This window comes from Vibrio sp. Of14-4 (assembly GCF_022347625.1).
Classification (GTDB): Bacteria; Pseudomonadota; Gammaproteobacteria; order Enterobacterales; family Vibrionaceae; genus Vibrio; species Vibrio pristinus.
Map to the genome: position 1 here is coordinate 400,282 of NZ_JAKRGI010000001.1, position 20,725 is coordinate 421,006.

Sequence of the window (20,725 nt, forward strand, 5' to 3'; positions counted from 1 at the left end):
TAAATGAAAATGATTAACTGATAAGATAGGAAAAAAGGGAAACACTGTTGCAAATATCTTACCAATCAAGCCAAGGAGAGAAGGATGGACTTAAACGCTATTACTGTTTTTGCTCAAGTTGTTGATTGTGGGAGCTTTACCCATGCTGCTGATGCATTAGATATGACAAAGTCGACAGTTAGTCGAAAATTGGTAGAATTAGAAAAGCATTTGGGTGTTAGGTTAGTAACACGATCCACTAGAAGTCTGGTTTTGACACCAGAAGGAGAGCGCTTTTATCAATCTAGCTTGCAAATTTTAGAACTGTTGAATCAAGCAGAGCTCGAAGTATCAGCTAACCAAGATTTGATCCGTGGCCCACTTAAAGTTGTTTTGCCAGTAGAGTTGGGCCATCAAGTATTAGGTACATACATCAATACGTTCCTAAAACAATACCCTAATGTCACCATCAATCTTGAATTATCTAATCGAGAAGTGGATATTATTTCCGAAGGGATTGATCTCTACGCACAAGTGGGGGAGATACAAGATTCCTGTTTAATTTCAAGACACCTAACCAAATCTCAACGTGTCTTGGCGGCTAGCCCAGAGTATCTGGAAGGGTTTGGTAAAATCAGCTCACATCAAGATCTCCAGAGTCCTCACCAAATGGTTGACGTGTATAGTCGCGCAGTTAAGTTACCTAAATGGCACTTGATTGCACCCAAAAATAAAGACTCGATACAGATAGATTTACCTTATCGTTTAAGGGTGAACACGATTACTGCCTGTCTCAAAGCATGCCTAGACGGTCTTGGGATTGCAGTATTACCAGAGTTTATATGCCGAGAGCACTTTGCCAGCGGTAAGCTTATTCAACTGCTACCTGAATACACAATGCCCGAAGTTTCGGTGAGCCTAGTCTATGCAGACCGACAGCTGATGCCTAAACGAAAGAAAGTATTTATTCGCTATCTACTCGAGGCATTTGAGTCTAATACTCGGGCAACTCACTAAACCACATTGACGACCTTGGTTAAGCTTGTTAACAGATTATGCGCGCTTGAGCCAGACATGTTATAAGGCTCGAAACTTGCGCTTTCTGAGTATTTTAGAGTAATCGGCCGCGTTATCTCCATCTCAGGAATGTAACCCATAGACCAGTCGGCGAACTCTCTTTCATTAATTTCTGAGTAATCTAGTAACACCACATCTTTATGTCTGTTGTCATTTAGGATGTGATGGTAAACCTTATTCACTTGTTCTCTTGAACCCTCCAAGCACTGAAGAAAATACTTTCTGCTAAACAGTAACACGCCAGTGACATTTAATGCTGTATTCTTTTTACGTGCTTTATCTAGGATGTTTTGAATATCTGACTCTGTCACACCTTCAGTAATCTCACTCGTATACACCAATCTGACTAGAAACATATAGCGCTCCATTGTGTGGGTTATTTGAACGACATGTATACAGTATATGCAATCAGGCTCTTTCGGGTAATGTAATATTAACTGTCATACAAACTGTATTTAAGTAATTCAGCGTAGATGGGGAGCATTGTGAGATAATTCATTGAATTGTAAAGGTATGACATTAAAACCAAATGTGAACTATGTTGCAAAACGCAGTTTGCTGAATTGCTGCAATTATCAAGTTTGTTATCATTTTAATCGTGCGTAGCTTTCGTTATTTATTTTTGCAAAGACAGGCAGAGAACCGTGGTGGAAACAAACATATCTCAGTTGCGTAAAGAGTTTTATGCCCAAATTAGCGCTTTGCAGGCCTACTCTTTGCCGCATACTAAGCCGACACTCTCTTTACTCACTGAAGAAGAACTGCAGTTTCTTGCAGATATGTGGGTTGAGCTTTCTGTATGGAAGAACAGTCATAATCACTAAACACAATAAGTATCTTCTTTTGTACACATTAAAAGACCTCAGTGATAGAATCCGCTGAGGTTTTTTATTGCCTAAAACCAAAGATGTTATATTATAACATTAAGTGATCTGACCATTGATTTATACCAAATGAATCCTCTTAGTTAGTCACCCGTAAGGTTTCTATAATCAAAGAAACAGACAATAATAATGAATCAAGTGAGTAGGGTTATGGCGGAAGTTAGAGCCAGAGTAGATTTTAAAGTCGGTGTGAATAGCGACATAGAGGCTGAACTCTTATCTTTTGAAGGGCTCAAGACGGATAAAGAACACGTAGCGATAGTATTTAAACAAGCTGACAAAACACAATCTGTTCCTATCGTTCGCATACACTCTGAGTGTTTGACTGGCGATGTTTTTCATTCTTCTCGATGTGATTGTGGTGAACAATTAGATGAAACCATCCGTAAGCTTGGAGAGCAAGGTGGTGTAATCCTTTACTTGAGACAGGAGGGAAGAGGAATTGGGCTGTATAACAAGATCGATGCCTACAAGCTACAGAGTGAAGGGATGAATACTTATGAGGCGAACAATCATTTAGGCTTTGGTGATGATCTTCGTGATTTCTCTGAAGCAGCGCAGATGCTTGAAGCGCTTGGTGTGTCGAAAATTCAATTGATTACCAATAATCCCAAAAAGGTTCGAGAGTTGAGTGAGCATGGTATTGCAGTGGAGCAATCTATTAACACGTCTGCTCATGTTAAAGACGGTAATAAGAACTATCTCAAAGCAAAAATTGCTCATGGGAACCATGATCTGAAATTGTAATGCCTTGAACCTCTCCTGACAAAAGCCTCATTTTTATGGGGCTTTCTCGTATATGACTTGCAAAAAAAATCCAAGTTTGTATTATTTGCGTCAATGAGTGCAAATGAGAATAATTAGCACTTGTAAATCAGAATAATTATTAAGTTCACCAAGGACGCTTTTAAATGAATGTAAAATCACTTTTGGCCCGTTCTGTGGCTACTTCACTTTTGATTGCCAGTGGCTCAGCTTTTGCTGCAGATGTGACAAAAGAACAGGTCGTAGAGCAGTACGCTAATGTTGCTCATGCGGTATTTTCTGATGCACTGACAACTGCTAAGGCGCTAGACAAGTCTATTGAATCCTTTTTAGCCGCGCCTTCACAAAAATCATTAGATCAAGTAAAGCAAGCTTGGATTAAGTCGCGTGTACCATATCAGCAGTCAGAAGTCTTTCGATTTGGCAATTCAATAGTTGATGATTGGGAAGGTCAACTTAACGCTTGGCCTCTTGATGAAGGTCTCATTGACTATGTTGCCACTGGCTACCAATACGAATTAGGCAACGAAGGTGCGAGTGCAAATATTGTTGCCAACAAAAAGCTAAAGATCGGTGCAACTGAATTAGATGTAAATAAACTAACACCAAAAACCATCGCAGACCTTAATGAAATCGGTGGCTCTGAAGCGAACGTTGCTAGTGGTTATCATGCTATTGAATTCCTTCTATGGGGCCAGGACTTAAATGGCACTCAGGCGGGAGCTGGTGAGCGTGCTTATACGGATTTTGTAGTTGGTAAAGGTTGTACCAATGGTAACTGTGATCGTCGTGGAGAATACTTAAAAGCAACTGCCGATCTTTTAGTCCAAGATCTGGAGTGGATGGAGAAACAGTGGCAAGAGGGTGTTAAGGGCAACTACAGAGAGCAGCTTCTCAATGAATCTGCGGATAATGGTTTACGTAAAATGCTATTTGGTATGGGTTCTCTTTCTCTGGGAGAACTTGCAGGTGAACGGATGAAAGTGGCGTTGGAAGCTAACTCTACCGAAGACGAGCACGATTGTTTTTCAGATAACACCCACAACTCCCATTACTACAATGAGCAGGGTATTTACAATGTTTACACTGGTTCATACAAACGAATTGATGGAACAGTAGTTTCTGGTGCAAGCATTGCTCAATTAGTGGCTCAAAAAGATGCAAAAGCAGCGAAAGAAATCCAGCAACAGTTCGATACGACTCGCACTCAAGTAGGACAACTTGTTACATCAGCGGAAAAGAATAATCAGTACTTTGATCAACTGATTGCTTCCGATAATGTAAAAGGTAATGCGTTGGTTAACAAAACTATTATGTCTCTTGTCGATCAAACTGCCTCTATTGAACGTGCCGCAAAAATTGTCGGTATTAGCAGTCTGAATCCTGATACAGCGGATCATGAATTCTAATTAAGATACACTCTTTTCTAAGGGCTCTTTTAGAGCCCTTTTGTTGTTTTTAAAGCCATATTTTAATGAGAACTCATCTCAATTATGTGGTTCCATTTGCCTGAGAAATTTTAGTATGAAGTTGTGCTTTAAATCTTTGTTAGCCACTTTGCTTACCTTGAGTAGCAGTGTACCGGCATATGAGGTAGATTCTGGCGGAGCGACAAGTGTTGCAAAGGAAGGAGCTAACGCCTTCTCACTTCCTGCTGCTAATCTCCCCTTGACTAAACGACTTGATTTTAGTGTTGGTAACAGTTTTTTCCGTAATCCATGGATTCAAGCGCCTGCAACGACAGATGCAAGAGATGGGTTAGGTCCGCTTTTCAATACTAATGGGTGTCAGAACTGTCATATTAAAGATGGTCGCGGACATCCGCCTGAGAAAGATGATATTCATGCAGTATCGATGTTAGTTCGTCTGAGCATCCCTGCTATGTCAGCCGAGCAGAAAAAGATATTCATAAGAGAAGGGATTCTACCAGAGCCGACGTATGGTGGTCAGCTTCAAGACTTCGCTCTGCAAGATCAAATACCAGAAGGGCAGATAAGTATCACTTATACACAAGTTCCCGTGCGCTTTACCGATGGAACAGAAATCATCTTACGTAAACCTGAGCTCAAAATACAGCAGCTTGGCTACGGTGAAATGCATCCTGATACGCAGTTTTCTGCTCGCGTCGCACCACCAATGATTGGTTTAGGGTTATTGGAAAGTATCTCAGAACACACACTCATGTCATGGGCAGACGAAAGTGATGATGATAATGATGGTATTTCTGGCAAAGTGAATAAGGTGTGGGATGTTGAGAAAAACCAATTTGCTATTGGTCGATTTGGTTGGAAGTCAGGTCAACCAACTCTAATGCAGCAAAATGCTGCGGCATTTAATGGTGATGTCGGTCTGACTAGTCGCCTATTTCCCAATGAAAACTGCACTTCAAAGCAAACCCTATGCGCCGAGTTGCCCAATGGTGGAGAACCAGAAGTAAGTGATAATATACTTGATTTCGTTGAGTTTTACACGCAACATCTAGCCGTGCCAACAAGACGCAATTTGGAGCAACCAAACGTCAAACTAGGACAAAGCTTGTTTGTCAAAGCAGGTTGTGACAGTTGCCATAAGAGTCAAGTCACCACATCAGTACGTGAAGGTTTACCAGCATTATCCAATCAGACCATCCATCCATATACGGATTTACTATTGCATGATATGGGGGAGGGCTTAGCAGACAATCGCCCGGAATATTTAGCTAATGGAAGAGAGTGGAGAACAGCCCCGCTCTGGGGAATTGGTTATACCCAAGAGGTTAATGGACATACCTACTTCCTGCATGATGGTCGAGCACGTAATTTAATGGAAGCGGTACTTTGGCATGGTGGTGAAGCCGAGTCGTCAAAACAGAAGGTGCTGACATTTAATCAAAAGCAACGTGATGCTTTGATAGCATTTCTGAATTCATTATAAGGAAAGGAAATGAAGCCTTTATCAATAGCCGCTATGACTTTTCTACTGACCAGTGTAGCAGGTTGTAGTTTGGTGTCTCATGAAGATGAGCACCCTAGTCGAGGTGTGTATCAGGTAGAATTAGCTTCTGCTAAACACTTCATGCACCAAGCCAATAAATTAGAAAGCGAAATGCTCACCTTTTGTGAAGAGGGGGATTTACAACAAGTTCAACAGCAGTGGCAGCAAACCATGTTGTCTTGGATGGCACTACAAGGCCAAGAAAGAGGCCCAGAGAGCGCTTTAGAAAAGAGTTGGAATATACAGTTTTGGCCGGATAAAAAGAACACAACGGGCCGCAAAATGACCGCTTTGGTCAATAGTGACAAACATTGGTCTCAAGATGATATTGCCCAGCAGAGTGTGACCGTTCAAGGGCTTGGTTCCATTGAATGGTTGCTATATGACCAAGATTCGCCGCTTAAGACTTCGGCTAGACACTGTCATGTCGCAACAGCAATTGCAAGTAATTTGGCCAATAATGCGGCTCTGATAGCTTCTGCTTGGGAAGAAAACCCTTGGTCGGGATTAGATGAAAAGGCGTGGACCTCTGAGTACATCTCTTTGCTGTCCAATCAACTGGAATACAGTATGAAGAAGATGACTCGTCCGCTTGCAAAGTTTGGTAAGCCGCGGCCTTATTTTGCCGAATCATGGCGCTCTCGCACGTCAATGAAAAACTTAAAAGCAAATATTACTGCAATGCAAACTTTGTATTTGTCTGATGGTAATGGGTTAGATCATACCTTACGTCAAAATGGGCATATTCAGCTTGCTGATAGCATAACGCGCCAGTTCTCATCTACTTTGGAAACATGGCCCGTTGATGAAAGCTTATTTGAATTACTTCAATCTAAAGAAGGTTATCGCGTCGCTTATGCCCAATATAACAAATTGGAACAGCTTAAGTATCTTATTCATGAGGAAGTGGCGATTAAATTGGGTGTAGTAATAGGGTTTAATGCAACAGATGGTGACTGATAATACAAGACGCAACCTACTAAAGGCAGCATTGATGGGGATAGCTGTGCCTGTACTTCCGCTCGGCTGTGCAAACAAAACCATGTCAACGAGAAAGCCTGCTCTTATTGGTTGTGCCCTACAAGGTAGAGATAAATACTCTGTTGTTATTGCTGACGAACAAGGTTTGCCTCTCAAACAACTGCCACTTCCATCACGTGGTCATGGTGTTGCAACTCATCAAACACTGAATCATGCGGTTGCCTTTGCAAGGCGGCCTGGTCAGTACTTTATCGTGTTTGACTACATAACGGGTGAAACAATTACTCTTAAGACTGCAAAGCCTAATCGACATTATTATGGACATGGTGTCTACTCAAATGATGGTATGTGGTTGTATGCGACAGAGGGAGAGCGCACAACCAGTAGAGGGATCATTGGAGTTTATGATGTGCTCGCTGGCTACACAAAGGTTGCCGAATTTACAGACTTTGGTATCGGGCCTCATGAGGTTATTGTGATGCCCGACGATAAACTTGCCATAGGGGTTGGTGGGGTCCATACCGATGGACGCAAGCCTATGAATCTCTCATCTATGCAGCCAAGTCTGAGTTATTTAGACTCGACTGGTGAGCTGGTAGAACAAGTCTCTCTACCTGATCATCACCTGAGTATTCGTCATCTTGCACACGATGGGTCTGATACAGTCCTTTGTGGTCAGCAATACAGAGGTGAACCCGATGCGTATCCATCTCTATTAGCTATGCACACACAAGGTGGAGAAATGCGCTCTTTACAGGCTCAGCCAGAGCAATGGGCTAGATTTAACCACTATATTGCTAGTATTGCGGCGACGGAAGAGTGGATTCTGGCTACATCTCCAAGAGGAAACTGTTATGGTATTTGGTCAAAACAAACAGGTCTGTTGGAAGAGTTAAATGCATTACCTGATGCGTCCGGAGTGATTGCAGATGCGGGGTATTTCAAAATTAGCTCGGGTGCTGGAGGTGTTATCACCCAATACTCTCCACACAAAAAGAAAAAAATTCATTCGGGAATTCAATGGGATAACCATTGGTCGAGAGTTTTTTAACCTAGCTTATTGTAAAACTTAAAAAAATTAACTTTCTTATCAACATTTACAACTGGCCTCTTATTTCTCTGCCATACTTTCTATCTACACGAAGGAATCGGAGAGTAAGATGGCTAGGTTGAATCCTTTATTGCTGCTAGTAATTTTGATGCCTTTCCAATCTTTAGCTAATAGTTACTTTGAACAAATTGGTTGGTTGGAGAAAGATAGCCATGTTCTTCGTGTTTTGCAGTTCTCAAAAGATGTAGAGAGTATTTATAATGAATATGGCAATCGCTTTATATGGTTCGATCTCCAACAAAGCACTCGTCTTGAGTTCCAGTTAGAGGTTATCGCAAGCGCAGGGTTTAGCCCTCTCTTTTCTCGCCAACTTCAATACTTGGAATACTACCGGAAAAGCAACCGTTGGCATGAGTATGACGTTCTAGCGACAGACACTCTGCTTCTCTACATCAGTTATGCCGAACAAGCCAAAGTGTTGGGCTATGATTGGTTTTTCAAATCTATGTTGTATAAGCCACTCCCAAGGTTAAGCAGTGCTGTTCTACAAATGGTGGTGTCATCCATAGTAAACAAGCAACTGAGCGAGCTCATCGAAGCTTATACCCCTGACAGCTCGGACTATCAGAAATTGCTTGATAGCTACCTTCATGTGGTTAAGTTCACTAAATTGGATATTCCAGAATACACGCAGGAAGGGCTTAGAGGAGTTGGTGAGCCTTTGGACAATCGAGAAATCCTTCTTGTGCGAATGGAAATGGTAGATGTTGATTTATCAGGAGTGAGACGCGATGTTGATTGGTATGACGAAACATTAGAAGCACCAATAAAAGAGTTTCAGAGACTGCATGGTTTAAAGGATGACGGCGTTATAGGTTCTAACACCATGCGGTGGTTAAACACATCGCCCCACAAAAGGTTGGCTATCCTTGCTCTAAACGCTGAAAGAAGTCGCTTGTGGCCGATTAATTTCGATAACCTGATCATTGTGAATGTGCCCGGTTTTGAGATGAAATACTGGTCTTCTGGTAAAGAAGTGTTCGAGTCCAAGGTAGTGGTCGGACGCAGAGGCCGGCCGACGCCCTTGATGACTATTGAACTTGAATCATTGATTCTCAATCCTACTTGGAACGTGCCTTGGCGGATTATGGTACGTGACATTATACCTAGGGTTAAAAAAGACCCTGAATATTTAGTCAAAGAAAATATCACTATTGTACCAAGGTGGGGTTCTAAAGAGTTAATCGATCCTAACGAAATTGACTGGCAGAACCTTCGTCCGAGTACATTTCCTTACAAAATGACTCAATTGTCAGGTGATAATAACGCTTTGGGCTTATACAAGTTTAATACGCCAAATCGACGAGCAATTTTCTTGCATGACACACCAAGTAAAGAACTTTTCGAAGAAGTAAGCAGAGCATTTAGCTCGGGGTGTGTTCGAGTTGAAAATGCTGAGCAGTTTGCTTCAATTTTGTTGAAACGACAAGGTGCGGATATGTCTCTAGTCGATGAAAACGAAGTTGCGGCTAACCAGTCGATTCCACTTACACGTAAAGTTCCTGTGCACATCATTTACCAAACCGCGTGGTCGGAAGGTGGAAAAATTCAATACAGGGACGATATATATCGTTTTGATAGACGAATCCATGGTAAAAGCTAAATTTGCCAAAAAATAACATTTATTCATATCTTGATTTTTTCTAATCTCGTCAGATAGTAACCTGACGCAAGATTATCTGCGCCTGTAAAAACGCGTTTTGGCGTTTGCACTCTCATTTATTGTTAGGTAAGGTCCCCGCTCAAAATATATTCGCCAAAGATATGGATGGGGCTTTATTGTGAACTTCTCTCGCAGAGATTTTATTAAATTTGCCAGTGGCAGTGTTATTGCTGCGAGTTGCACACCATCTGTTGCTTTATCAGCATGTGCTACAGCACCTCGGAGCCTTGCATTTAATAATTTGCATACAGGTGAAGAGCTAGAATCTTGCTACTTTGATGGTCGAAATTATATAAACAGAGAATTGGCTCGAATCGATAATATTTGCAGAGATTTTCGTTTAAACCAAGTTCATCAGATGGATAAGAATTTGTTTGATATGATTTCCCTGATCCAGTCTGAATTAGGTGTGGATACTCAGGTTCAAATCATTTCTGGTTATCGCTCACCTGAAACCAATCAAGCATTGCGTTCAGTATCGAGTGGGGTTGCCAAAAAAAGTTATCACATGCTGGGGCAGGCAATCGATTTTCGCTTAGACGGTGTTAACCTAAAACAGGTGCGAGATGTAGCTATGGATCTAAAAGCGGGAGGAGTAGGCTATTATCCTAGAAGTAACTTTGTCCATATAGATACTGGGCCAGTACGCCACTGGTAGACAATAGATTTATGCTATAAGGTTGTCAAAAACCTTCCCAAGTGTCATAGTCTTGCCAGTTTAGTTATTGATTAAGGCTAGGATATGTCTCTAAAGTACCAAGTTGTTCCTGTCACCTCATTTTCTCAAAACTGTTCTATTGTTTGGTGTGATGAAACGATGGACGGTATTGTTGTTGATCCGGGAGGAGATGTTGAGCAATTATCCTCGGTAATCAAAGCCAATGGGATTAATATTACTCAGCTTGTTTTAACTCATGGACATTTAGATCATGTTGGTGGAACTCAATCACTTTCTGTGCTTTTGGGTGGCGTCAATATCATAGGCCCTCACAAAGACGATAACTTCTGGCTCCAAGGACTTGCAGAGCAAAGTCAAATGTTTGGCTTTCCGCCTACTCAGGCTTTTGCACCTAACAAGTGGCTCAACGATGGTGACACAATACATTTTGGTAAAGAGTGTTTGAATGTCTATCATACTCCAGGACATACCCCAGGCCATGTCGTGCTCTTTAGTGAACCAGCAAAATTAGCGTTTGTTGGGGATGTTTTATTCAACGGTTCTGTGGGACGTACGGATTTTCCTAAAGGTGATTTTGATACACTGATACGCTCAATTAAAACGAAACTTTGGCCTTTGGGTAACGATGTTAGGTTTGTACCGGGTCATGGGCCAGAGTCGACATTTGGCTATGAGCGAGCATCAAACCCATTTGTTGCAGATGAATTATAGCGCCGAGGAATGTTCGTCAACATAGGATCAATTCGTACCTTCTGACTCTGCAGCTGCCATGTAGCGCCGTGCTAAGCCGACAAACTCCTCAGCACTTCGATCGATATCATTGGCTGAAATAAAGATATCATAGTCAAAGTAGCTCCTTTGGTAGTTCATTCGGTTTGCCAGCATTGCTTGTAAGCCCCGATATTCTCTACCTTGCTCACTTTTATACGGCTTTGAGTCAAGTACTATATCTTCGAAGTGAGCATTCAGAATACTTTGTTTCATCCCCATATACAGTAGGGCACGTTGACTTAAAAGAATATCTGTAGCAATTCTCGGGCATATACTTTCTAAGTAAGGAGAGTATTGTTTTAACTTGATTCCAATCCATGGCAGGGGCTGCTGCCATCCTTGGTTGTCATAATGGCAAATACCAATCTTGCCGATATTGTTCCATTTCACTACCCAGCCACCTTTATGTAAGTGTTGCTGAAAGTGAGAAGCGGTCAAGGTGTAGGAAACCGTACTTTTGTGGACTAACCATTGAGCAAAACCGAGAAAAATTAGCACAGCAATCAAGGTAATAATTGCCAGCTGCAAGTTAGGTGCAAGTACCACAAGAGAAATGAGGCCTGCTAGAATAATTGCTGCGAGCAATTTTGCTCCTGGGGAAGACAGTTGGATAGGTTGATGAATAATATGCAATGTTTCCATAGTTCGCTCCCAGTAAATCTTTTAACCTCTGTTTATATATTCAGTGGCCACAGCATAGATCACATTAGGTGTAGATTAAATTGTAGCCGCCACCTAGCAGAACACGTATTTTTACCGGATTAAGCTTGTTAGATACTGTCAATGTCGTCAGATTTTTGCTATAAAACGCCATTAATTTTTTTCCACTGCTCGTAATGCAGTGAAATGGAGAGATACTCGATGAGACTAGCTCATAAGCGCAAAGTGCAGATGAAATTGAAAAAGCACTTGAAGGCCGCGGTTGCTAAAGAAAAAGCGACACCAAGCAAAAAGCCACAGGTTGAGAAAAAAGTCACAGTTGCTGCTACCGAAAAGAAAACTGTAGTAGCGAAAGTGGCAGACACTAGTTTGACACCCAAGCAGCAGCAAGTACTTGATATTGTCGTTGCCAATGCTGACGGTATCAACCCTAAAGGTATTGGCCTTGCTGCTGGACAAGAGGAATCAAAAGCCGCTTCTTGGGCAACAAGTGCACTTAAAAAATTACTAGAAGAGAATCTAGTAGCGAAAGAACAGCTAGCTGGAAACAAAGTTATTTATAAGCCCGTTTAAAAAAACGCTAGCTAGCATTCATGTATGCGAAGTAATATGCATGACCAGTTGGAGCTTCGATAATATCGAGGCTCTTTTTGTTTGTATACCAACTACGATCTGTGTAAGAAATGAGCCCTTTCCACTCTGATATGGTATATTAGGTGCATTACACACCTACAAAGTGAGCTTTTCATGACTTTTCCAACTAATATTCATCAGTCCTACCATGCTCATGTTTATTTTGATGATCAAACGAGTGATTTTGCCGCGCAGCTACGGTCAAAGATTACTCAAGATTTCACTTTGGCAGTAGGACGCTTTCATCAGAAATTAGTTGGGCCGCATACGATGTGGAGCTTTTCTATCAGTTTTGAGAAAGCTGATTTTGAACGATTAATCCCTTGGCTAGATAATGCTCGTGGGGGCTTGTCTATTTTAGTCCATGCTGTTACTGGTGATGACATTACTGATCATACAGAGTATGCCTATTGGTTAGGAAAACCCGTTGAGCTTAACCTTTCAGCACTTGATAACAACTAACGGCGCCTATCTCTTTTTCTCTTCTAACCACTGAACGTTTTCTTGATAGCCTGTGACTATCAATTATATAGATATGAACGCCTTCATCAATTTTGAACTAATGTGTATATTGAACTCAAAGAAAGGGTAAAACCCGAATAAATTGATGAGGAATTAATTATGACCAACCAAGTAAACTTAATTGGCCTAAATGACGAAAAATCTCAAGCTCTTGCAAACGAGTTAAATGCTTTGTTAGCGCACTACCAAGTATTATATATGAATACACGAGGTTACCACTGGAATATAAAAGGTCAGCAGTTTTTTGAACTTCACGAAAAGTTTGAGGAAATATATGTTGATTTACAAACTAAGATTGATGAACTGGCAGAGCGTATTTTGACGATAGGTTCTACACCAGATCATAGCTTCAGCCAATATCTGAATAAAAGTAGTATTCAAGAACACCAAAACTCAACCACAGGACAAGAGTGTGTTAAGGGCTTAGTAAACGGATTTAGCGCTCTACTTGTTCAACAGCGCCAAATATTAGCCCAAGCTGAAGATGCTGACGATGAAGGTACTGCAGCTCTAATGGGTGATTATATTCGCGAACAAGAAAAATTAATGTGGATGTTTAATGCATATATGAACTAAAGTGTACTTGGTTAAATAACCAGTTCTTTTTCTTGAGTTGTAGATGGAGATGTGTATACTGTATATGTAACCAGTTATTTGGAGGTGAATTATGTTATGGGATACCCTTGAACGTGTTAACCGCCTGCGCCAAGTGGCGTTAAATAACCCTGAGTTTATTCGCTCAGCTAAAGCACATGAAAAAGCGTTAGAGTCACAGGGGGTAGATAGTATAAAACCCCTGAAAAAATCAACGAAGTTGAAAAAAGAAAAGGCTTTATCAGATATTTACCAACAATCAGAGTTTGGGTACGACCCGTGTGACTCTCCTCATTAAATAAAAAAGCAGGGCAACGCCCTGCTTTCATGTTTTAAGACGTATAGAAATAAGCTTCCATGGTTGCGTCAGTCCCTGGACTTTTTCTGTCACGCCTTGCCTTAAGAAAAGCTTTTAGGTCTGCTGCAAATTTTTTCTTGTTGCGGTATTCGAACAAGCCTCCATTTGGCTCCATAATAAAATACCTATAATTTTTATAACCGATTCCGATTGCATGAGCGTAGGCTGATAGATAACCTGCCCAGTAACCTTGTTCGCCTGGTAACACAGAGGCGATTTTTTCTGGTGTCATTGTTTCAGAGGAGTTTGCTTTATTAGTGTTTTTAAGGCCGAATCCCGCGAGTAAGCTTTTTATTGATGAAGAATTGCCTTTAAAGTCTTTGACATAGCCCCCTTGAAACCTTAATGGACCTTTAAAAAAACTGGTGAACTGGTTATGTGCTGTGGCTTCTTCGTTTCCGCCTAATAGTGCTACCATCCACCCAGCAGTAATACCGCAACATATTCCTTGGATTCTACCTTTGTTGGAGCCAGCGACTTTTACGCCCGTATCTATATTTTTATAACCGATACGGCCAGCCGTATCGCTATCTATTCCTCCACCACCTGGAAGTCCTGGCGCGTTATTTAAACTTTGAATAACTGTAGATTGAATACAGTCTCCAAAAAGATACTTGTTATAGAGTGTCACACCATTTGGCATAGTATTACGTCCTTAGTTGTTGTAGAGAAAATACTCATGAATAGGTTCTAACGTTGTTGCGCTTGGTAGTTACCAAACGTAAACAGCGAAGAAGAGTTTTGTGAAAATATGCGTTCAGTTTTATAAGAGATTAACTCAAAATATTTCCTACAGCCAATCGTAGAAGACAATTTTTACGCTTTATAGACCTGTGCCTGAGTGAAACTATATGGTTTTTTCGCTATTCAACTAACTTAGTAAAAACAAAAGTATATGTGATATCATACTCAATTAGTTGAACCGCCTAACATAAGGATGTAGTACATGAAAATAGAGACAGTGGCATTTATCGGCTTAGGTGTAATGGGCTTCCCCATGGCGGGGCATTTGTCGAATGCAGGCTTTGTTACTCGTGTGTATAACCGTACTATCGAAAAAGCAGAGCAGTGGACCGATCAGCATTCAGGCCAATTCTTTGCCACGCCTTATCTGACTGCGCAAGGTTGTGATCTTGTTGCTGTATGTGTGGGTAATGACGATGATGTTCGAAGTGTTGTGCTCGGTGATAATGGCGCTTTAGCGGCCATGAAACCAGGGTCTATTTTAGTAGACCACACTACGACTTCAGCTGAGCTGGCCGAAGAATTAGCAAAAGCTTGTAATGATAAAAACGTACATTTTGTCGATGCTCCAGTCTCAGGAGGGCAAGCTGGCGCTGAAAACGGAGCACTAACTATTATGTGTGGAGGGGAAACACAAGTATTTGAAGCTCTGTCTCCGGTATTTGACACATATGGTAAGCAAGCCGTTCTTCTTGGAGAAAATGGTCAAGGGCAGCGCTGTAAAATGGTCAATCAGATATGCATAGCGGGTATTTTACAGGGGTTGAGTGAAGCACTTCAACTTGCACAGTCTGCGGATTTGGATATAGAAAAAGTAGTGAACGTTCTGCAACATGGAGCTGCGGGTTCATGGCAGATGGAGAATCGTGCCGTGACAATGTCGCAAGGAAAATTTGACTTCGGCTTTGCTATTGACTGGATGAGAAAAGACTTGGGTATCTGCTTAAATGAAGCATCAAGTAAGAATATACCTTTGCCTATGACAGAGGAAGTCGATGGTATGTATGCTGCTCTTCAGAAGCAAGGGTTGGGCCGAATGGATACCTCAGTCCTGATTAAAGCTTATGATTTAGCCTAGTTTTATAAAAGGGGTAACTCGACTATCTTCTGCTCGGATTGGAATATTCTAAAGTTATTGTCACTGAGGTCGATACTAGATGTAGGAGTTAATCTTTTTCATATCAGGAGATAGGACCGCAAGAACAGGCTATTTGTTGTGGTAGGAGGCTGCTTATGATTGAACAGAATCAAAAACGAGAATTTTATCGCTTGAAGTATCCTAAGAAAGCTCGGCCTTGTGTACGTATATACGATCAGATTTTTTATGTCACAGAAGTTTCAGAAGGGGGTATACGTGTTGTGATGAACATGTTTACCGACTGGTATAAAGGCCTGTTGATGTCGGGCACTCTTGAGCTTCACAGCCAAGATAAAATAGAGTTCAAAGGGGCGGTTCTGCGCTTTGATAATGGCGAAGTTATCCTTAAGCTGAATGAAGGGCCAACCTTCAAGAATATGGTAGAAGAACAACGCCATATCCTCCAAGAGTACCCATCACATTTTGCAAAATCTATCCATTGAGCAGAGTATGGTACAGTGACTGACTGTGCCATTGCTGTATCAAGGATACATATCTAAAAACTTCAGATAATACATTTACTTATTAGATTATTTTTTGCTAACCTACTATTTATTTAACAAAAATAGGCGGTGTGTAATGGATGCGAAAAGTGTAGTTCTTGCTTATTGGGAAGCGATGAATAGTAATGATTTTCACCAAGCTAGTACATACCTTAGTATCGATTTCGAGGGCTTCTGGCCTCAATCTAATGAATTGATCTGTGGCAGAGATAACTTTTCTGCGATCAACTCGGCCTACCCAAGCAATGGTCAATGGAGCTTCATTATCAACTCACTGGTTTGTGAGGTCGAAAGAGTTGTTACAGATGTTTCTGTCAGTGATGGAGTGCAAAAAGAACGTGCAATCACCTTCCATACAGTGAAAAACGGACTAATTACTCGACAAACAGAGTTTTGGCCTGATGCTATGGAACCACAACCGTGGAGATCTGATTGGGTCACTATTACTGAAAGCTGAGTCAAAGTTTAGGTTGTTTACTCGGTTCTCCTATGTACTCATTTATTTTAAGTACAGACATTAGGATGAACTTTATTAATATTCATCAGCAACAAGGAGGTACTGTGGTTACATTTGAAAGCACTGTAGATTTGTTAAAGTCAGCGGAAATGACTTACGCCAATATGCGCTCATACTATCAATATTATGGAGTTGATTGGCAAGCTGACACGATAAAACAAAAAATCGCTTCGCTGAAGAATATTGATATTTTATCTGATGGAAGGATTATTGGCGCTATTCGATTAGAGAGTAGCGATGACTGTTGCTATTTGAGAGATTTACAAGTCATTGATAGCTATCAAAACAAAGGTGTTGGTGGTTTAGCACTCAACGAAGTAAAGCGTTTAGCTATTGGTTCGGGTGCAAATATTCTTAGGCTTAAAGTATTTAAAATGAGTCCTGCTTATCATTTATATAAACGTTTAAACTTTTTGATTGAACAGGAAGATGACAAATTTTACCACATGGCTTGTCATTTGTGATTGATATACTTTTTAACATGTCGGAATATGAGTGCCCCATGCCCAGCATAGAAATGCGTTAATCGTGATAGCAGTACAATAGCTTGATTATTAGGTGGAGGCATATGAATAGCAGAATTGTGTTTACTGGTGGCCCCGGTGCGGGAAAAACATCCGTATTAGAGCACCTCAGCGACATGGGATATCCGTCAGCGCCAGAGTCCGGACGTAAAGTGATTCAAGATCAGATAAGGAAAGGCGGTACAGGCCTTCCGTGGGCAAACAAAACAGCGTTTCGCGATCTAATGATTATTCAAGAAGTGTTTAATCACAAAATGTATATCGATCCTAATGTAATGTTTTATGACCGTAGCATTATAGATTGCTACGGATATAGCCAACTTGAGCAAATATTCCTATCTACCGAACTAATAAATCGATGTAATGAGCTTATATACAACTCAAAGGTTTTTGTCTTTCCTCCTTGGGAGGAAATTTATAAGAATGATGAAGAACGTAAGCAAGACTTTAGTCAAGCGGTTGCGACGTATCAGCAGATGGTAAATGCATACGAAAGGTTTGGTTATCAATTGGTTGAGGTGCCTAAAGCTTCAATAATAGAGCGAGCAAATTTCGTTCTTAACAACCTACCATCTATCTGAGCGTATTAGTGACGACGCTTTACTTTCTTCCTCATTTTAACTCGGCCTTTTCTCAGGGTTAGTCGTAAAATAAAGAGGATTTTAACTTGGATTATGACCAGTTTAACGCGTTTTGTCGCTCGCTACCTGATACCACCCAAGCGGTTCAAGGTGGTAATAGCCATGTTTGGAAAATCAATGGAAAAGTATTCGCTTTTGGTGGGAGAGGCAGAAGTGGAAAGCCTGCATTTAGTTTTAAAGCGTCAGACTCAAATTATGAGTTTTTAAAAAGCCATAAAGGATATACACCCGCGCCTCATGCCTCAGGTCGTGATGGAAAGTGGATCCAACAACTTGATACTATTTGGTATCGAGATGATGAGCTTAAGCATTATATTACTGAATCTTATCGTATGGTTTCAAAAAGCAAAACTAAGACACCGCATACGGACTCTGGCGATGTTGCCCTTAGTATCGGCAATTTCAGCGGTTCGGGGAACGCTGCAATCAAACCCATAGATTAGGTGATCCCCTATATAATATTGTTTATCCCCAAATTTTGCACTTAGCTAGCGCTTTGAGTACTAGCTAGGTATTATTGCAGGATGTCGTAACTGGAGTACTTTTTATGTCTTATCCCTCATGTCCAAACTGTCAATCTGACTATGTTTACCAAGATCAGAACCACCTTGTGTGTCCAGAATGTGCCTATGAGTGGAACCCAGACGAAAAGCCAGAAATTGTGACCGTCAAAGATGCGAATGGCAATGAGTTGGTAGAAGGCGACAAAGTCACCTTAGCAAAGGATCTTAAAGTGAAAGGCAGCTCCTTGGTATTAAAAATCGGTACCAAGGCTTTAATAAGGCGAATAGAAGAAGGTAAAGACCATCAGTTAGATTGCAAAGTAGATGGAGCAGGAGAGATGATGATCACGGCTCATTTTGTTAAAAAGTCATAATCTGTATTGGAGTCGGGGAGAAGCGCGGTGCATGATGAAATCATTATTGCCTCAAATCAAAATAAATTCTTACCAACACTGAAGCAGATTTATCTGGCCTCGAGAACAACAACTTTTAAATGGCTAGATAGCAAGCAGTTTTGTCTTGCTGACTTTGATATAGATGTGGAAGGTGAGCAAATATGGGTAGCTCTTTGCAAAGGTAAGCCGGTAGGGTTTATTTCGGTTTGGGAGCCTGAGAACTTTATCCATCACCTTTACATCTCGCCTGAATATACGAGAAAAGGCATCGGTGCTCGGTTACTTGAGTTTGTTAAACCCCGATACACTAGCTTAAGTTTAAAGTGTATGCAGCCAAATAAATCAGCGTTAAACTTCTATCAATCTCATGGCTTTATTAGTCAATCACAACACATGGACGAGTTTGGTGGATACCACTACCTAACCTATGAGGAATAGAATACTCTGTATAATCCAATTGCACTTCTTGTTCATGTGCCTGACGTCTCTGTAGGACTTGAGTGGTACCAGAAAGCGTTTCCTCTTACCTCTCCACGTTATCTGCCCGAGTTTGATTTTACTGTACTCGATATTGAAGGGTTTTCGTTGGAGATTGTCCAAGCCGATAGTAAGGTGTCGTCTGGGAAATCAGGAACCGTCCTTTACTGGTCAGTAGATAGTGTTAGGGAATCGATCGACTTTTTACAATCTATCGGAGCAACCTTATATCGAGGTCCAATGGAGATTGAAGGGGGGCAGTCTATCTGTCAGATGGAAGATCCCTTTGGTAATCTTATCGGTTTGCGAGGTAAAATGGGTTAATTAGCCACTCATGTATGAGTGGCATAGTCGGTTACCACATAAGATCATCTGGTACTACAAAGTCAGCGTATGGATCGTCTTCTGCAGGGACATCAGATTCAGGCTCTTTAAGATCGATAATGATATCGCTATCGCGCTGCGAAATTTTGTTTGCCACCACACTAGGAATGACCGCATAACCTTCACCAAAGCGTGCAATAGCTAATATCCCTTTAATAAGTTGTTCACGCATTAGGCTATCGACATATAGAGATTTAACTAATGTGCCATCGGTAAAATTATACTTAATGTCGCCGTCACTATTAGCAAGCTTATTCATTTCAATGAGTTGCTTAATTTGTGACTGGATTTCTTTGTTGAGGCGCTGCTCATTTTGTTCTGTACTGAGTGCCTTGTCGCGCTCTTGCTGCTGACGTTTTTGCTCTTCTACAGCAGCTTTAACCTCACGAGCTTGAGTGCGAGATTTTTTGGATCCTTTCTTCGCCTTCTTTAGTTTCTTTTCATTCACTAAACCAGCTTTCAACATTTGTTCTTGCAGCGATAGCTTTGCCATGGTTTTTCCACATTTAATAAATAAACCCCGCTATTTTATAGATACATGACGAGCAAATAAAGATGCTTTAACTAACTCAATTCTATGGCTTCTTTGAATTGAATGTGGACGTGTTTCATTTGGCTTTTTTATGTTATGTTCGAATATTATTGTAACCTTTGTTATTAGTATCAGTGCCAAGAAAATGGGCATCTGTTGAGGGAATATGAAGACATTAGAGACACAGAGATTAGTGATTAGCCCCGTCAAAGAGGATGATATAGATATTTATCGAAAAATACTTAGTTCAAATCAACTGACTAAGTTTTTACCTAAAGGCACGGCTTATACTGAAACTGAAATCCAACGTACACATAGCAATAGAATTGCACACTGGGTCCATGGCTTTGGCTCATACGTCATAAATTTAAAGTCTCAATCCAGAGAAAAAATTGGTTATGTTGGGGTTGAGCGATGTGAAGATCCAAACTTTAGTGATATCAGATATGGTATGTTGCAAGAGTATCAAGGTAAAGGCTATGTTCTAGAAGCGTCACTAGCCGTCATTAGAGAAACATTTGGCTTGAACAAACACAAACGGATATATGGTGTATCAATGATTGACAACTTACCATCGGTTGCAGTTCTCAGAAAACTGGGGATGACGCCAGAGCCGGACTTAAATCTGTATCAGGATTGCGACGAACTCATTACATTTTCTATCGATCCAAAAACGGCGTTCGATATACAAAACTAGCTTTCGGTTGAGCCTTTATG

Annotated in this window: 28 protein-coding genes; 24 read left to right on the forward strand and 4 right to left on the reverse strand. The window is 41.0% G+C overall.

Going from position 1 to position 20,725, the window contains the following annotated elements; genetic code table 11:
- The first annotated feature begins 84 nt into the window (after nucleotides 1–84).
- A complete protein-coding gene (locus tag MHN79_RS01800; protein ID WP_239171436.1) occupies nucleotides 85–996 on the forward strand; it encodes a LysR family transcriptional regulator in 912 nt (303 codons plus the stop codon).
- Here the strand turns inward: MHN79_RS01800 and MHN79_RS01805 are convergent.
- Nucleotides 993–1,412: a BLUF domain-containing protein gene (locus MHN79_RS01805; protein ID WP_239171437.1), complete on the reverse strand. Its 420-nt coding sequence runs from the start codon at nucleotides 1,410–1,412 to the stop codon at nucleotides 993–995. The genes MHN79_RS01800 and MHN79_RS01805 overlap by 4 nt on opposite strands.
- A 288-nt stretch (nucleotides 1,413–1,700) precedes the next feature.
- On the opposite strand from MHN79_RS01805, the gene MHN79_RS01810 reads away from it, so the two are divergent.
- The 9 genes from MHN79_RS01810 (at nucleotide 1,701) to MHN79_RS01850 (ending at nucleotide 10,823) form a co-directional block, all read left to right on the forward strand.
- Nucleotides 1,701–1,880, forward strand: a complete 180-nt coding sequence (locus MHN79_RS01810) for a hypothetical protein (protein WP_172971824.1) — start codon at nucleotides 1,701–1,703, stop codon at nucleotides 1,878–1,880.
- 210 nt (nucleotides 1,881–2,090) lie between these two features.
- Nucleotides 2,091–2,687, forward strand: a complete 597-nt coding sequence (gene ribA, locus MHN79_RS01815; protein ID WP_239171438.1) for a GTP cyclohydrolase II — start codon at nucleotides 2,091–2,093, stop codon at nucleotides 2,685–2,687.
- Between the two features lie 164 nt (nucleotides 2,688–2,851).
- Nucleotides 2,852–4,114: an imelysin family protein gene (locus MHN79_RS01820; protein ID WP_239171439.1), complete on the forward strand. Its 1,263-nt coding sequence runs from the start codon at nucleotides 2,852–2,854 to the stop codon at nucleotides 4,112–4,114.
- Nucleotides 4,115–4,229: 115 nt separating this feature from the next.
- Nucleotides 4,230–5,618, forward strand: a complete 1,389-nt coding sequence (locus MHN79_RS01825; protein ID WP_239171440.1) for a di-heme oxidoredictase family protein — start codon at nucleotides 4,230–4,232, stop codon at nucleotides 5,616–5,618.
- Between the two features lie 33 nt (nucleotides 5,619–5,651).
- Nucleotides 5,652–6,638, forward strand: coding sequence for an imelysin family protein (locus MHN79_RS01830; RefSeq protein WP_239171517.1), 987 nt, complete (start codon nucleotides 5,652–5,654; stop codon nucleotides 6,636–6,638).
- A complete protein-coding gene (locus MHN79_RS01835; RefSeq protein ID WP_239171441.1) occupies nucleotides 6,619–7,710 on the forward strand; it encodes a DUF1513 domain-containing protein in 1,092 nt (363 codons plus the stop codon). The genes MHN79_RS01830 and MHN79_RS01835 overlap by 20 nt, the downstream gene beginning before the upstream one ends.
- A 109-nt stretch (nucleotides 7,711–7,819) precedes the next feature.
- On the forward strand, nucleotides 7,820–9,373 hold the full coding sequence (locus tag MHN79_RS01840) for a L,D-transpeptidase family protein (RefSeq protein WP_239171442.1): 1,554 nt from the start codon (nucleotides 7,820–7,822) through the stop codon (nucleotides 9,371–9,373).
- 178 nt (nucleotides 9,374–9,551) lie between these two features.
- Entirely contained in the window at nucleotides 9,552–10,091 is a 540-nt protein-coding gene (locus MHN79_RS01845; protein WP_114785487.1) for a YcbK family protein, read from the forward strand.
- 84 nt (nucleotides 10,092–10,175) lie between these two features.
- Complete coding sequence (locus MHN79_RS01850; RefSeq protein ID WP_239171443.1) at nucleotides 10,176–10,823, forward strand: MBL fold metallo-hydrolase; 648 nt, start codon at nucleotides 10,176–10,178, stop codon at nucleotides 10,821–10,823.
- Nucleotides 10,824–10,850: 27 nt separating this feature from the next.
- On the opposite strand, the gene MHN79_RS01855 is transcribed toward MHN79_RS01850, so the two are convergent.
- Nucleotides 10,851–11,525, reverse strand: coding sequence for a DUF2982 domain-containing protein (locus MHN79_RS01855; RefSeq protein WP_239171444.1), 675 nt, complete (start codon nucleotides 11,523–11,525; stop codon nucleotides 10,851–10,853).
- A gap of 219 nt (nucleotides 11,526–11,744) precedes the next feature.
- On the opposite strand from MHN79_RS01855, the gene MHN79_RS01860 reads away from it, so the two are divergent.
- From MHN79_RS01860 to MHN79_RS01875, 4 genes are all read left to right on the forward strand, one after another.
- On the forward strand, nucleotides 11,745–12,116 hold the full coding sequence (locus tag MHN79_RS01860; RefSeq protein ID WP_239171445.1) for a MarR family transcriptional regulator: 372 nt from the start codon (nucleotides 11,745–11,747) through the stop codon (nucleotides 12,114–12,116).
- Between the two features lie 174 nt (nucleotides 12,117–12,290).
- Nucleotides 12,291–12,638: a DOPA 4,5-dioxygenase family protein gene (locus MHN79_RS01865; RefSeq protein WP_160927123.1), complete on the forward strand. Its 348-nt coding sequence runs from the start codon at nucleotides 12,291–12,293 to the stop codon at nucleotides 12,636–12,638.
- A 159-nt stretch (nucleotides 12,639–12,797) separates the two neighbouring features.
- On the forward strand, nucleotides 12,798–13,274 hold the full coding sequence (locus tag MHN79_RS01870; RefSeq protein ID WP_160927125.1) for a Dps family protein: 477 nt from the start codon (nucleotides 12,798–12,800) through the stop codon (nucleotides 13,272–13,274).
- Between the two features lie 91 nt (nucleotides 13,275–13,365).
- Complete coding sequence (locus tag MHN79_RS01875; protein WP_239171446.1) at nucleotides 13,366–13,590, forward strand: hypothetical protein; 225 nt, start codon at nucleotides 13,366–13,368, stop codon at nucleotides 13,588–13,590.
- A 34-nt stretch (nucleotides 13,591–13,624) separates the two neighbouring features.
- Here the strand turns inward: MHN79_RS01875 and MHN79_RS01880 are convergent, their stop codons facing one another.
- Nucleotides 13,625–14,293, reverse strand: a complete 669-nt coding sequence (locus MHN79_RS01880) for a hypothetical protein (protein ID WP_160927129.1) — start codon at nucleotides 14,291–14,293, stop codon at nucleotides 13,625–13,627.
- A gap of 303 nt (nucleotides 14,294–14,596) precedes the next feature.
- On the opposite strand from MHN79_RS01880, the gene MHN79_RS01885 reads away from it, so the two are divergent.
- The 9 genes from MHN79_RS01885 (at nucleotide 14,597) to MHN79_RS01925 (ending at nucleotide 19,416) form a co-directional block, all read left to right on the forward strand.
- Entirely contained in the window at nucleotides 14,597–15,472 is an 876-nt protein-coding gene (locus tag MHN79_RS01885) for an NAD(P)-dependent oxidoreductase (RefSeq protein ID WP_239171447.1), read from the forward strand.
- A gap of 155 nt (nucleotides 15,473–15,627) precedes the next feature.
- Nucleotides 15,628–15,975, forward strand: a complete 348-nt coding sequence (locus MHN79_RS01890; RefSeq protein WP_160927133.1) for a PilZ domain-containing protein — start codon at nucleotides 15,628–15,630, stop codon at nucleotides 15,973–15,975.
- A gap of 136 nt (nucleotides 15,976–16,111) precedes the next feature.
- Complete coding sequence (locus MHN79_RS01895; RefSeq protein ID WP_239171448.1) at nucleotides 16,112–16,492, forward strand: nuclear transport factor 2 family protein; 381 nt, start codon at nucleotides 16,112–16,114, stop codon at nucleotides 16,490–16,492.
- Between the two features lie 104 nt (nucleotides 16,493–16,596).
- Complete coding sequence (locus MHN79_RS01900) at nucleotides 16,597–17,016, forward strand: GNAT family N-acetyltransferase (protein WP_239171449.1); 420 nt, start codon at nucleotides 16,597–16,599, stop codon at nucleotides 17,014–17,016.
- Nucleotides 17,017–17,120: 104 nt separating this feature from the next.
- Nucleotides 17,121–17,657 (forward strand): AAA family ATPase, encoded by a 537-nt coding sequence (locus MHN79_RS01905; protein WP_239171450.1) that lies wholly within the window; start codon nucleotides 17,121–17,123, stop codon nucleotides 17,655–17,657.
- Between the two features lie 86 nt (nucleotides 17,658–17,743).
- Nucleotides 17,744–18,160, forward strand: a complete 417-nt coding sequence (locus MHN79_RS01910) for an MmcQ/YjbR family DNA-binding protein (protein WP_239171451.1) — start codon at nucleotides 17,744–17,746, stop codon at nucleotides 18,158–18,160.
- A gap of 104 nt (nucleotides 18,161–18,264) precedes the next feature.
- Nucleotides 18,265–18,594, forward strand: a complete 330-nt coding sequence (locus tag MHN79_RS01915) for a zinc ribbon domain-containing protein YjdM (protein ID WP_239171452.1) — start codon at nucleotides 18,265–18,267, stop codon at nucleotides 18,592–18,594.
- A gap of 27 nt (nucleotides 18,595–18,621) precedes the next feature.
- The gene (locus MHN79_RS01920) at nucleotides 18,622–19,053 is read left to right on the forward strand and encodes a GNAT family N-acetyltransferase (protein ID WP_239171453.1); all 432 of its coding nucleotides are present in this window, start codon (nucleotides 18,622–18,624) and stop codon (nucleotides 19,051–19,053) included.
- Between the two features lie 6 nt (nucleotides 19,054–19,059).
- Nucleotides 19,060–19,416, forward strand: a complete 357-nt coding sequence (locus MHN79_RS01925; RefSeq protein WP_239171518.1) for a VOC family protein — start codon at nucleotides 19,060–19,062, stop codon at nucleotides 19,414–19,416.
- A 31-nt stretch (nucleotides 19,417–19,447) separates the two neighbouring features.
- Here MHN79_RS01925 and MHN79_RS01930 read toward each other — a convergent pair whose 3' ends face one another.
- A complete protein-coding gene (locus MHN79_RS01930) occupies nucleotides 19,448–19,969 on the reverse strand; it encodes a DUF2058 domain-containing protein (RefSeq protein WP_239171454.1) in 522 nt (173 codons plus the stop codon).
- Nucleotides 19,970–20,174: 205 nt separating this feature from the next.
- Here MHN79_RS01930 and MHN79_RS01935 point away from each other — a divergent pair, with 205 nt between their 5' ends.
- Nucleotides 20,175–20,705, forward strand: a complete 531-nt coding sequence (locus MHN79_RS01935; protein ID WP_239171455.1) for a GNAT family N-acetyltransferase — start codon at nucleotides 20,175–20,177, stop codon at nucleotides 20,703–20,705.
- Nucleotides 20,706–20,725 lie beyond the last annotated feature (20 nt).